Origin of the sequence: Microbulbifer flavimaris (genome assembly GCF_001641755.2) — a bacterium.
In the GTDB taxonomy this organism is placed as follows: domain Bacteria; phylum Pseudomonadota; class Gammaproteobacteria; order Pseudomonadales; family Cellvibrionaceae; genus Microbulbifer; species Microbulbifer flavimaris.
Genome location: NZ_LRFG02000001.1, coordinates 387,854 through 400,324, shown reverse-complemented (window position 1 = coordinate 400,324; position 12,471 = coordinate 387,854). Strand labels below are relative to the sequence as shown.

Genomic DNA, 12,471 nt, shown 5'->3' with positions numbered 1-12,471 from the left:
TAGTCAACCGCCAGCCCAAGCCCCACCGCGCTGCCAGTACGCGGGTCGGATTACAACAGCGGCCGGGCAATTCTGGCTGATCCCGGCCGCTGTCGTTAAAAGTCAGTTTGTATTGCGCCCGCTTCAGGCGCGGCCGATACGCTCACGTACCAGCTGCAAAACCGTGTGCAGGACCTCATCGATGCCAACACCGGTACTGTCCAGCTCCACCGCATCCGCGGCAGGTGCCAGAGGGGAGGTTTCGCGGTTCATATCCCGGGCGTCCCGGGCGCGGATGTCCTCCAGCAGGTCGCGGAGGCTAACAGAAACCCCTTTCTCCCGCAACTGGGCCTCCCGACGCCGGGCACGCTCCTCGGCGCTGGCGGTCAGGAAGACCTTGACCGGGGCGTCGGGGAAAACCGTGGTGCCCATATCGCGCCCGTCTGCCACCAGACCGGGAGACTGGCGGAAGTCACGCTGGCGCTGCAGAAGGGCCGCCCGCACGCCGGGCATGGCAGCCACTTTGGACGCCGCCATGCTGACCCGCTCCATGCGGATATCGTGACTCACATCGCGCCCCGCCAGTATCGCGGCCACTTCGCCGTCACGCAGCTCAAAACTGATATCGAGGTTGGCTGCAATCTCTGTCAGGGTCGCCTCATCGGTCAAATCAGCGCCCCGCTCCAGTGCCGCGAGTGCCGTCAGCCGATACAGGGCACCGGAATCCAGCAGAGCATAGTTCAGCCGGCCTGCCAGCAACCGGGCGATGGTGCCCTTGCCGGAGCCACTGGGACCATCGATGGTAATCACCGGCGGGCGGTCGCTCGTCTCACTCATAGTCAATCTTTTTGCCTCTATCCATTATTGCGTCTGCCCGAGCCGCTCTCTCCGGCCGCCTAGGCGACCTGTAGCTTCAGTCCAGCCCGCTTTGCCAGGTCGGCGAAATTGGGGAAGGAGGTCGCCACATTGGCGCAGTTCAGGATGCGAATGGTATCGCCTGCGCGCAGAGATGCCACCGCAAAGGACATGGCAATACGATGATCGCCGAGGCTGTCGACGGTGCCGCCGCCAAATACAGCGCCCTCGCCGGCACCATGAATGACGATTCCGTCCGCTGTGGGCTCCGCGTTGACACCCAGGATTTTCAGGCCGTCCGCCATCGCCTGGATCCGGTCACTTTCCTTGACCCGCAGTTCTTCCGCACCGGTAAGCACCGTTTCACCCTCGGCACAGGCCGCCGCCACAAAAATGGCCGGAAACTCATCGATTGCCAGTGGCACCTGATCTTCCGGTATCTGGATTCCCTTCAGCGGAGCGTAGCGCACCCGGATGTCCGCCACCGGTTCGCCGCCCACTTCGCGGCGATTATCCAGTTCAATATCCGCACCCATCTGGCGCAGGATGTTGATAGCGCCATCCCGGGTGGGGTTGATGCCCACATGCTCCAGAATCACATCGGAACCGGGCGCAATCGCTGCCGCGACCATAAAGAAAGTGGCCGAAGAAATATCCGCAGGCACATCAATTTTTGTCGCCCTCAGGCTACCGCCGCTGCGCAGACTCGCCCGGGCGCCATCCCGCTGTACTTCGTAGCCGAAGCCGGCCAGCATGCGCTCGGTGTGATCTCGGGTCGACGCGGGCTCCAGAGTGCTGGTCTCCCCCTCCGCATACAGCCCCGCAAGCAGGACACAGGACTTCACCTGGGCACTGGCCATTGGCAGTTCGTAATCAATCCCCTTGAGTGGCTGCCCGCCTTTGATCTGCAGCGGCGGCCGCCCTTCTGGCCCGGTCTCGATCACAGCACCCATTTGACGCAGCGGTGTCGCGACCCTGTTCATCGGGCGCTTGGAGAGCGACTCGTCTCCGGTGAGCGTCACATCGAACTCCTGGCCCGCCAGCAGTCCCGCCAGAAGCCGCATCGAGGTGCCTGAATTACCCACATACAGGGGCCCCGGAGGTGCCTGCAGGCCGTGCATGCCCACGCCGTGGATCACCACGCGGCCATCCACCGGCCCTTCAATCACCACTCCCATATCCCGGAATGCCTGCAGGGTAGCGAGCGCATCCTCTCCCTCGAGAAAGCCCTCCACCTCGGTAACACCCTCGGCCAGGGAGCCCAGCATGATGGAACGGTGAGACATGGACTTGTCTCCGGGGACCCGCAGCGTTCCGCTGACGGTGTCACCCGGTTGCGCGATAAAGGTAACTTCCTGGGCTTGCATGATTTCTGAGTACGCTTTTTTTGCCAATATTTTTGTAAAGTGATCCCGTGCCGCCTTGGCCCGGGTAAAGACACCCATCAGGTATTCGCCGTCGCCGCGGTCGATGGCGCTGCGCAGGGTATCGAGGTTGCCGCGGTAGAGGTCGATCGCCTCCAGGATCGCATCCCGGTTTGCCAGCATGATGTCACGCCACATAACCGGGTCGCTGGACGCGATCCGGGTGAAGTCGCGAAAACCTCCGGCGGCGTACCGAAAGATATTTTCGTTTTCAGAGTCGTGCGCCAGGGTATCCACCAGACCGTAGGCAATGACGTGCGGCAGGTGGCTGGTGGCAGCCAGCACCTCATCGTGCTCGCCCACCGGCATGTCCAGCACCTCGGCACCCACCGCCTGCCACATGGCGCGAACCCGCTGCAGATGGGCTTCTGCCGTATTGTCCAGCGGTGTGAGAATAATCCGATGATCCCGGTAGAGATCCTCCCGGGCCGCGGTGACACCGCTCTTTTCCGAGCCTGCAATCGGGTGGCCGGGGACGAGAAAGTCCGGCACTTCACCCCAGACCGCGCGGGCCGCTTCGACCACACTGCCCTTGACGCTGGCGCCATCCGTCACCGTCACTCCGGCGGGCAGTCGACCCTTCATCTCACCGAGCACCGACTCGACCGCCAGCGTCGGCACCGCGACGAAGATCACGTCGCCGGCTTCCAGCTCTGCCAGCACATCTTCCAGACTGGTGGTCGCCCGATTGCAGATTCCCAGTTCAACCGCCTGCTGCCCGGTTCCTTCACGGCGGGCCACACCGATGACCTCCCTGCAGCCCCCGGCAGCTTTCAACGCGACCCCCAGACTACCGCCGATCAGGCCAAGCCCGATCACCACCAGCCGGCCAATCAATGGTTCAGCCACTCAGAGCACCCCCCGAGGGTAGGAACCCAGTACTTTCATATCCGCGACACCCCCACCCACTTCCCTGAGGGCCTCGGCGATATTGGGCGTGTCCCGGTGGCCGACAAAATCAATGAAGAAGACATAGGTCCAGTTGCCGGACTGGGAGGGCCGCGTCTCCACCCGTGTCAGATCGATACCGTGACGACGGAAAGGCTCCAGCAGGTCGTGCAGCGCCCCCGGCTCATTGCGCATGGACACCATCAGGGAGGTTTTATCGTCGCCGCTCGGCGGCACGGCCTGGGAACCTATAATCAGGAAGCGAGTGGAGTTGTCAGGGCGATCCTCGATCTTTTCCGCCAGCACCTTCAGACCATATAAATCCGCCGCCATATCGCCGGCGATTGCAGCCGCGTTCCACTCACCCTTCACCCGCTTTGCCGCCTCAGCGTTGCTGGCCACTGCCACGCGCTCCACGTTCGGGTAGTGCGAGTCGAGCCATTTGCGGCACTGGGCCAAGCTCTGGGCGTGGGAATAAATCCGGGTAATGGCCTCGGGTCGGGTGACATCGGAAATCATCAGGTGGTGGTGGATGCGCAGCTCAACCTCGCCGCAGATCTGCAGATTCGAGTTCATGAAGTTATCGAGCGTGTGATTGATGACGCCCTCGGTGGAATTCTCCACCGGCACAACACCGTAATTGACCGCGCCGGCTTCTACCTCGCGAAACACCTCATCGATGGCCGCCAGTGGACGACTCTGGGCGGAGTTGCCGAAATGTTTCAGCGCGGCCTGCTGGGTGAAGGTTCCCTCCGGACCCAGGTAGGCCACTTTGACCGGCTCCTCCAGAGCCAGGCAGGCGGACATGATCTCGCGAAACAGGCGCGCCATTTCCTCATCGGTCAGCGGCCCCTCGTTGCGCTGCATCGCCCGGCGCAGCACCTGTGCTTCGCGCTCCGGGCGATAGTAAAGCGCATTCTGGCCATTCGCTTTTTTGACCTCGGCTACCTGGAGCGCACACTCCGCGCGCTCGCTGATCAGGCGAGCAATATCACCATCAATCTGATCGATGCGATCTCGAAGCTGCGCCAATTGCTGGTCGCTGTTTTCCTGTTGTTTAGACATCCTCTGCCTACTGCTCCCGGTCGGATAACTATCAAATTTTTAAATCGTTGTCAGGCAACCCGCTTCTCAAAATCTGCCATGAAAGCCACCAGGGCTTCGACGGCCTCAAGCGGAACCGCGTTATAGATGGAAGCGCGCATTCCGCCCACGGAGCGATGGCCCTTCAGGTTGAGCAGCCCCGCCTCCTCAGACTCTCGCAGGAACCGTGCATCCAGCTGCTCATCCGCCAGCACGAAGGGTACGTTCATGCGGGAGCGGCTGGCAGGGTCCACCGGACTGGAGAAGAAATCGCTGCGGTCGAGAAAATCGTACAACAGGCCCGACTTTTCCAGGCTGAGCTGGTACATGCTATCGACGCCGCCCTGGGCCTTGAGCCACTGGAATACCAGCCCGGAGAGGTACCAGGCGAACGTGGCCGGCGTGTTGTCCATGGAACCCGCCTCTGCGGCGATTTTCCAGTTCAGGCTGCGGGGAATATCCGGCATCGCCCGATCCAGAAGGTCCTCGCGCACGATCACCACGGCGATACCGGACGGGCCGATATTCTTCTGGGCGCCAGCATAGATCATGCCGAACTTCTCCACCGGAATTCGCTGCGAGAGGATATTCGACGACATATCCGCAACCAGCGGTGCCTTCACTTCGGGCACATAGTTAAACTCCACTCCACCGATCGTTTCATTGGGCGTGTAGTGGAAATAGGCAGAACTCCCGCTCTCCTGCCAGGCGTCTGCAGCCGGCGCATAGGAAAAATTGCGGTCTTCGCTGGACGCGACAATATTGACTTCACCGTAGCGACTCGCTTCCTTGATCGCCTTGCCAGCCCACTGGCCAGTGTGGATGTAGTCAGCGCGCTTGATCCCACCGCCAAACAGGTTCCAGGGGATCGCACTGAACTGTCCTGTGGCACCACCCTGCACGAACAGGACCTTGTAGTGATCGGGAATAGACAGCAGATCGCGAAAGTCCTGCTCAGCCCGCTCCGCCACCTCGGTAAACTCCGGTGAGCGATGGCTGACTTCCATCACCGAGCAACCGCGCCCTCCCCAATCCAGCAGCTCTTGCTGCGCCTGCAGCAACACCGGTTCGGGCAGCGCGGCTGGACCCGCACAGAAATTAAACTTACGCATAGACAAATTCCACAAATGAAAAGCTACTTGCCTGAGCAACGGGCAAGCTCACCGAACTTTGCAGCGATTGAACGAAGTCGAGATAAAACGACGCGCAACCGCCCGATTCACAAAAGGCCTGTCACACTGCCAGGCACGTTTTAATGCGGCACAGTCAAAAAAGGCCGCGAATATTCGCAGCCTTTCTCGTTACTAGGATAGTGAGCTCACTCGCCGCTGTCCTCTTCCGAATCCTCGTCGTCGCTCTCCTGGATACGGGCCAGCCCGACCAGATGCTCACCCTCCTTCAGGCGGATAACGCGAACACCTTGAGTGTTGCGGCCCAGAACGGAGACCTCATCGACCCGCGTACGCACCAGAGTGCCCTGATCGCTGATCAACATAATCTCCTCGCCCGGGTGTACCTGGCAGGCACCCACCAGCTCGCCGTTGCGCTCACTTTCGGCCATGGCGATTACACCCTGGTTGCCCCGGCCTTTGGTGGGGAAGTCCTCGAGACGGGTGCGCTTGCCGTAACCGTTCTCGGTGACGGTCATCACTGCACCGCCCTCCTCCGGGATAACCATGGCGATAACGTACTTGCCTTCCGGCATGCGGATACCGCGGACACCACGGGAAATACGCCCCATGGAACGCACGTTGCTCTCAGCGAAGCGTGCGGCCTTACCGCCACTGGTGAACAACACCACGTCACGTTGACCATCGGTAATCGCCGTAGCCACCAGCCGATCGCCCTCTTCCAGCTCAATCGCACGCAAACCGACACTGCGGGGCCGGGAGAAAGCCGTCAGCGGGGTTTTCTTCACCGTGCCGTTGGCGGTGGCAAAGAAAATAAAGTGATCCTCGTCATACTCGGAAACCGGCATCATGCTGCTGATGCGCTCATCTTCTTCCAGCGGCAGCATGTTGACCATCGGCCGCCCGCGCGACGCGCGACCGGCAGTCGGCACTTCATAGACCTTGAGCCAGTAGACCTTGCCCTTGTTCGAGAAACAGAGAATGGTGTCGTGGGAATTCGCGATCAGCAGATGCTCGACGAAATCCTCGTCCTTTACCTGGGTCGCGGACTTGCCCATACCGCCGCGGCGCTGGGCCTGGTAATCCGTCAGTGGCTGGCTCTTCGCATAGCCACCGTGGGAGATGGTCACCACTTTGTCTTCCGGGGTGATCAGGTCCTCCACAGTCAGATCCTGGCGGGAGGCCACGATATCAGTGCGACGTTCGTCACCAAACTCTTTAGTGAGTACTTCCAGCTCTTCCCGAATCACTTCCATCAGGCGCTCGAAGCTGCCAAGGATGTGCAGGTACTCGGCAATCTGCTCCAGGCGCTCGCTGTATTCGCCCAGCAGCTTGTCGTGCTCCATGCCGGTCAGGCGGTGCAGTCGCAACTCCAGGATGGCCTGGGCCTGTGCCGGGGAAAGGTAATAGGAACCATCGCGCATGCCGAATTCTTCCGGCAGGTCGTCCGGACGACAAGCGTCGGCGCCGGCACGCTCCAAGAACTGCTGCACCTCGCCAACCGCCCAGCCCTTGGACAACAGGGCCTCGCGGGCATCTGCCGGCGTGGCCGAGGCCTTGATCATCTCGATCACCGGGTCGATATTGGCAATGGCGATCGCCAGGCCTTCGAGGATATGCCCCCGCTCCCGCGCCTTGCGCAGCAGGTAGACCGTACGGCGTGTCACCACTTCCTGGCGGTGACGGATGAAGTGCTCCAGAAGCTCCTTGAGGTTGAGCACCTTGGGCTGGCCGTCGACCAGCGCCACCATATTGATGCCAAACACGCTTTCCAGCTGGGTCTGGGAATAGAGGTTATTCAGGACCACATCACCCAGCTCGCCACGCTTGAGCTCGATCACCACGCGCAGGCCGTCCTTGTCGGACTCGTCGCGCAGCTCGGAGATACCCTCGATCTTCTTCTCTTTTACCAGCTCGGCGATACGCTCGATCAGGCGCGCTTTGTTCAGCTGGTACGGGATCTCGTGAATGATGATGGTCTCGCGATTGGTCTTGTCGTCGCGAACCACCTCGGCCTTAGCGCGCACATAGATGCGTCCGCGACCGGTGCGGTAGGCCATCAGGATACCGGCGCGGCCATTGATGATGGCGCCGGTGGGGAAGTCCGGCCCCGGGACATGCTCCATCAGGTCATCGACGCTGAGCTCCGGGTTTTCGATCAGCGCCAGGCAGGCGTTGACCACTTCGCCCATGTTGTGGGGCGGAATATTGGTCGCCATACCGACGGCAATACCGGAAGAACCATTCACCAGCAGGTTGGGCACCCGCGACGGCAATACTTCCGGCATCTGCTCGGAGCCGTCGTAGTTGTCGATGAAGTTGACGGTTTCCTTGTCGAGATCGGACAGCAGCTCGTGGGCCAGCTTGTCCATGCGGATCTCGGTGTAACGCATCGCCGCCGGGCTGTCGCCGTCGATGGAACCGAAGTTGCCCTGGCCGTCTACCAGCGTATAACGCATGGAGAATGGCTGGGCCATACGGACAATGGTGTCATACACGGCGGAATCGCCATGCGGGTGGTACTTACCGATCACATCGCCAACGACACGAGCCGACTTCTTGTACGGCTTGTTCCAGTCGTTCTTCAGCTCGTTCATGGCGAAGAGCACGCGCCGGTGCACCGGCTTGAGACCGTCCCGCACATCGGGCAACGCCCGGCCGACGATCACGCTCATGGCGTAATCTAGATAGGACTGCTTCAGCTCTTCTTCGATATTGATCGGAGAAATTTCTTTGGCTAACTCGGCCATATGTTCCGGCATTCCTTGAGAATCGTTATTACCGCCGAACCGAACCGGCTATGACGGTTACTGCACCGCCCGTGCGGCCCCCACACCCGCTCAGCCTAATGGCTTGCGCTACCGGCCGAACCCCGGGATTCGATCAAGCGCGCAATGTTACCATACTTGGCGCCGGGGAGGACGCCCAGAGGTCGACTTGTTCCTTCCCGGGCACGCCGCTAAAGTCGACCGCCCGAGAACGGACACTGAGCGCACTATGCCCGCACCCGAGCAACCCCCTTACGTGGACACCCTGATCCACGCCCGCTGGATTATTCCCGTCGTTCCCGCCGACAAGGTGTACGAAAATTGTGCACTGGCAATCAGGGATGGACGCATTCAGGCAATTCTGCCGTCGGCAGAGGCAGCCCGGCGCTATCGGGCCGGCGAAACCGTGCAACTGGATCACCACGTCCTTATCCCCGGCCTGATCAATACCCATACTCACGCCGCCATGACACTGCTGCGAGGCTACGCCGACGACCGGCCATTGATGGAATGGCTGCAGCAGCATATCTGGCCGGCGGAGCAGAAATGGGTGAACCCGGCCTTTGTGGCAGACGGCAGCCGGCTCGCCGTGGCAGAAATGCTCCGCTCCGGAACCACGACCTTTTCCGACCAGTACTTTTTCCCCGAGGCCACCGCACTGGTGGCCCGGGAGACCGGTATGCGGGCCCAGATCGCCTTCCCTGTCATCGACGCGCCAACCCCCTGGAGTCGCAATGGTGAGGATGCCCTGCAGAAGGGCCTGGCACTTCGGGACGACTACCGCGCCCATGAGCGCATCGACGTGGTGTTCGCCCCCCACGCCCCCTATACGGTGGGAGATGAAACGCTGGAGAAAATTGCTGTCTATGCCGCCGAGGCACAGATCCCGGTGCAAATGCACCTGCACGAGACGGCGGCGGAAGTTGAGCGGGCAGTTGATGAGCACGGCGAGCGCCCGACCGAGCGCCTCTATCGGCTGGGCCTCCTCTCGCCGCAAACGCTCTGCGTGCATATGACCGCGGTCGAGGATCGAGATGTGGCATTGCTGCGGGAAAGTGGCGCCCACGTGGCCCACTGCCCGCGGTCCAACCTCAAGCTCGCCTCGGGGTTCTGCCCTGCAAGCGATCTGCTGGACGCAGGAATCAATGTCGCCCTCGGCACCGACGGCGCCGCCAGCAATAACGGCCTCGACTTATTTGCCGAAGCCAACACGGCAGCCCTGCTCGCCAAGGCCGTCAGCGGACGCGCCGACGCCCTGCCCGCCCGGCAGGCACTGGCCATGGCCACCATCCATGGCGCGCGGGCCCTGGGCATCGAAGATCGCACCGGCAGCCTGGAACCCGGCAAATACGCGGACCTGGCCGCCGTCGACCTGGGCGGACTGGAGCAACAGCCGCTGCACGACCCCATCTCTCAACTGGTCTACACCGGCAGCGGCCACCTGGTTACCGATGTGTGGGTCGCCGGCCGGCAACTGCTGGACCAGCGCCAGCTCACCACGCTCAACGAGGCAGAGCTGGTACAACGGGCGCAGGACTGGCGTGCTAGAATCGCCGGCCTGTCGACCTGAGCGCTTTACAGGCAAACACGTCGACCAGAGGGGCCGGGATGTCCTTCGCAACTGCGCTTCCCGGCCTTGAGCAACCACCAAGGGGCAAACGGACATCCCATGAGCAACGTAGATCCGGCCGAAATCGCCAAGTTTGAACAACTCGCCAGCCGCTGGTGGGACCGTGCGGGCGAGTTCAAGCCGCTGCACGATATCAATCCGCTGCGCGCCAACTATATCGACCAGCGGGCACCGGTTGCCGGCAAGAAGCTGCTGGACGTGGGCTGTGGTGGCGGCATCCTCACCGAAGCCATGGCCCAGCGAGGCGCCGAGGTCTCCGGTATTGATATGGGCGAGGCACCCCTCAATGTGGCAAAACTCCACGCGCTGGAGAGCGAGCTGCAGATCAACTACCGGCAGGTGTCCGTCGAGGACCTGGCAGAGGAGCAACCGGCCAGCTTCGATATCGTCACCTGCCTCGAGATGCTGGAACATGTGCCAGACCCGGCTTCTGTCATCCGCGCCTGCGCGGCGCTGGTCAAACCCGGCGGGCAGCTGTTTTTCTCTACCATCAACCGCACGCCCAAAAGTTGGCTGTTTGCCGTGGTCGGCGCGGAGTATGTACTGCGTTTACTGCCCAAGGGCACCCACGAATACAGCAAATTCATCCGCCCCTCAGAGATGGGCGCCTGGATCCGGGCCGCGGGGCTGGAAACGCGGGATATTACCGGGATGACCTACAATCCGCTCACCCGCACCTACAAACTGGACCCCCGGGATGTGGACGTTAACTACCTGGTGCACGCCACCAAGGCGCCCTGATCCGACGGAAGTAGCATGAAAGCAGTTTTATTCGATCTCGATGGCACTCTGTTCGATACCGCCCCCGACTTTATCGTGGTGCTGAACCAGTTGCGCCACCAGGAACAACTGCCACCCCTGCCGGGGGAGGCCATCCGCGCCGTGGTCTCCAATGGCGCCCGGGCCATGGTCAAGCTGGCCTTTGGCCGCGACGAGGATGACCCGGTGTTTGAAGGCCTGCGCCAGCGGTTCCTGGATCTCTATCTCGCCCACCTGGCAGAGCACACCGTGCCATTCCCCGGTATCGAGGACCTGCTCAAGAAGCTGGCCGCACACGATATCGCCTGGGGTGTCGTGACCAACAAGCCCGCCGCCTACACGATTCCACTAATGCAGGCTTTCTCCCATTTTCCCAAGCCCGGCGCCATCGTCTGCCCCGATGATGTCACCAACCGCAAGCCCCACCCGGAGCCGATTTATCTCGCCTGCTCGCATATCGGTTGCACACCGGAACAGGCGGTTTATGTGGGCGATCACGAGCGGGATATCGAAGCAGGCAAGGCCGCGGGCATGCCAACCATTGCCTGCAGCTACGGTTATATCGATGCCGGTGACAGCGCCGCCAACTGGAATGCAGATCACCTGGTCGACCGTGCTGAACAGATCTGGCCCCTGCTCCAAGAGCACTACATGGCTGACAACTGAAGCCGCGCCGGGCACGACATCACCCCAAGCGCCCCATGAACGGAACAACGAAGCAAAAGGAACCCCATGTCTGAGACCATCGGTAACTACACCCCTGCCCCAGACCTCCTGAAGGACAAGGTCATTCTCGTGACCGGAGCCGGCGATGGTATCGGCCGGATTGCCGCCAGGACATTTGCCGCCCATGGGGCCACGGTGATACTGCTCGGGCGCACCACCGCAAAGCTCGAGGCGGTTTACGACGAAATTGAGCAAGCGGGGGGGCCGCAGCCGGCGATTTTTCCGATGGATCTGAACGAGGCACAGATCGAGACCTTCGAGCACTTTGCCGAGGCAGTGGATCAGGAGTTCGGCCGGCTCGACGGCCTGCTGCATAACGCCGGTGTTCTCGGTCAGCGCACCCCCATCGCCAATTACCATTTCGCCACCTGGGAACAGGTGATGCGGGTTAACGTCAACGCCGCTTTCGGCCTGACGAAAACACTCCTGCCTCTGCTCGAGAAGTCCGAAGCGGGCTCTGTCGTGTTTACCGGGTCCGGTGTCGGCCTGAAGGGACGCGCCTTCTGGGGCGCATATGCGGTCTCGAAGTTCGCTACCGAGGGACTGATGCAGGTACTGGCGGACGAACTGGATGGCGTTTCCAATACCCGCGTCAACAGCATCAACCCGGGCGCCACCCGCACCAATATGCGCGCCGCCGCCTATCCCGCCGAGGATCCGCGGACGGTCACCAGCGCGGAAGATATCATGCCCACCTACCTCTACCTCATGGGCGATGATAGCCGCGGGGTCAGTGGCAAGCAGTTCAACGCACAGGGCTGAGCATCCCCTGCCGGCTCAGTCGCGGATTTCTGTGCGCCACGGCGGGTGGAGGCGATCCTCCCCCGCCCAGTAGAGTTTTACCTTGTTTCCACTAGGATCGAACAGCACCGCTTCCCGCCAGCGCCAGCGCATATCCTGCGGCAGCTGGGCAAACTCCACGCCCCGATGCTGCAGCTCCTCAACCAGCGTATCCAGCGCCTCGAGCTCAAAATAAATCACCGCACCATTGTGGAACTTCTCATCACTCAGTTGCAGTGAGAACGTGGCCCCGCCGTCTGTACTCTCAAAGCGGGCGTAGTGAGGCGTGTCCACGATCTGGACGAAACCCAGCCGCCGGTAAAAGGCCGCGGCCTCTGCCATATCGCGGACCGGCAGGGTGACCTGATTCAGGTTCATGCGGCGCTCTCCCGGTAAGCTATTCTGGCTGCCCAGATTACAGGCAAAAAAATACCCGGGCGCTGCCCGGG

10 protein-coding genes are annotated in these 12,471 nt (G+C 61.7%); 4 read left to right on the top strand and 6 right to left on the bottom strand.

Annotation, left to right across the window (positions count from 1 at the left end):
* Positions 1 to 123: 123 nt before the first annotated feature.
* From cmk to gyrA, 5 genes are all read right to left on the bottom strand, one after another.
* Entirely contained in the window at positions 124 to 816 is a 693-nt protein-coding gene (gene cmk / locus AWR36_RS01810; protein ID WP_067080125.1) for a (d)CMP kinase, read from the bottom strand.
* Between the two features lie 59 nt (positions 817 to 875).
* Entirely contained in the window at positions 876 to 3,107 is a 2,232-nt protein-coding gene (locus tag AWR36_RS01805) for a bifunctional prephenate dehydrogenase/3-phosphoshikimate 1-carboxyvinyltransferase (RefSeq protein WP_067080123.1), read from the bottom strand.
* Positions 3,108 to 4,211: a prephenate dehydratase gene (gene pheA, locus AWR36_RS01800; RefSeq protein ID WP_067080121.1), complete on the bottom strand. Its 1,104-nt coding sequence runs from the start codon at positions 4,209 to 4,211 to the stop codon at positions 3,108 to 3,110.
* 50 nt (positions 4,212 to 4,261) lie between these two features.
* The gene (gene serC / locus AWR36_RS01795) at positions 4,262 to 5,341 is read right to left on the bottom strand and encodes a 3-phosphoserine/phosphohydroxythreonine transaminase (protein WP_067080119.1); all 1,080 of its coding nucleotides are present in this window, start codon (positions 5,339 to 5,341) and stop codon (positions 4,262 to 4,264) included.
* A 206-nt stretch (positions 5,342 to 5,547) separates the two neighbouring features.
* On the bottom strand, positions 5,548 to 8,109 hold the full coding sequence (gyrA, locus tag AWR36_RS01790; RefSeq protein ID WP_067080117.1) for a DNA gyrase subunit A: 2,562 nt from the start codon (positions 8,107 to 8,109) through the stop codon (positions 5,548 to 5,550).
* 247 nt (positions 8,110 to 8,356) lie between these two features.
* On the opposite strand from gyrA, the gene AWR36_RS01785 reads away from it, so the two are divergent.
* From AWR36_RS01785 to AWR36_RS01770, 4 genes are all read left to right on the top strand, one after another.
* Positions 8,357 to 9,697: a TRZ/ATZ family hydrolase gene (locus AWR36_RS01785; protein ID WP_067080115.1), complete on the top strand. Its 1,341-nt coding sequence runs from the start codon at positions 8,357 to 8,359 to the stop codon at positions 9,695 to 9,697.
* Positions 9,698 to 9,796: 99 nt separating this feature from the next.
* Entirely contained in the window at positions 9,797 to 10,498 is a 702-nt protein-coding gene (ubiG, locus tag AWR36_RS01780) for a bifunctional 2-polyprenyl-6-hydroxyphenol methylase/3-demethylubiquinol 3-O-methyltransferase UbiG (RefSeq protein ID WP_067080114.1), read from the top strand.
* A gap of 15 nt (positions 10,499 to 10,513) precedes the next feature.
* On the top strand, positions 10,514 to 11,182 hold the full coding sequence (locus tag AWR36_RS01775) for an HAD-IA family hydrolase (RefSeq protein WP_067080112.1): 669 nt from the start codon (positions 10,514 to 10,516) through the stop codon (positions 11,180 to 11,182).
* 66 nt (positions 11,183 to 11,248) lie between these two features.
* Positions 11,249 to 12,004: a YciK family oxidoreductase gene (locus AWR36_RS01770; RefSeq protein ID WP_067080110.1), complete on the top strand. Its 756-nt coding sequence runs from the start codon at positions 11,249 to 11,251 to the stop codon at positions 12,002 to 12,004.
* A 15-nt stretch (positions 12,005 to 12,019) separates the two neighbouring features.
* Here the strand turns inward: AWR36_RS01770 and AWR36_RS01765 are convergent, their stop codons facing one another.
* Complete coding sequence (locus AWR36_RS01765) at positions 12,020 to 12,400, bottom strand: VOC family protein (protein ID WP_067080108.1); 381 nt, start codon at positions 12,398 to 12,400, stop codon at positions 12,020 to 12,022.
* Between the last annotated feature and the right edge of the window lie 71 nt (positions 12,401 to 12,471).

Excerpts from the sequence above, each read along its gene's own strand:
- AWR36_RS01770 (WP_067080110.1), top strand. The coding sequence starts at position 11,249 with ATGTCTGAGACCATCGGTAACTACACCCCTGCCCCAGACCTCCTGAAG.
- AWR36_RS01785 (WP_067080115.1), top strand. The coding sequence starts at position 8,357 with ATGCCCGCACCCGAGCAACCCCCTTACGTGGACACCCTGATCCACGCC.
- serC (WP_067080119.1), bottom strand. The coding sequence starts at position 5,341 with ATGCGTAAGTTTAATTTCTGTGCGGGTCCAGCCGCGCTGCCCGAACCG.
- AWR36_RS01775 (WP_067080112.1), top strand. The coding sequence starts at position 10,514 with ATGAAAGCAGTTTTATTCGATCTCGATGGCACTCTGTTCGATACCGCC.
- cmk (WP_067080125.1), bottom strand. The coding sequence starts at position 816 with ATGAGTGAGACGAGCGACCGCCCGCCGGTGATTACCATCGATGGTCCC.
- pheA (WP_067080121.1), bottom strand. The coding sequence starts at position 4,211 with ATGTCTAAACAACAGGAAAACAGCGACCAGCAATTGGCGCAGCTTCGA.
- AWR36_RS01765 (WP_067080108.1), bottom strand. The coding sequence starts at position 12,400 with ATGAACCTGAATCAGGTCACCCTGCCGGTCCGCGATATGGCAGAGGCC.
- gyrA (WP_067080117.1), bottom strand. The coding sequence starts at position 8,109 with ATGGCCGAGTTAGCCAAAGAAATTTCTCCGATCAATATCGAAGAAGAG.
- ubiG (WP_067080114.1), top strand. The coding sequence starts at position 9,797 with ATGAGCAACGTAGATCCGGCCGAAATCGCCAAGTTTGAACAACTCGCC.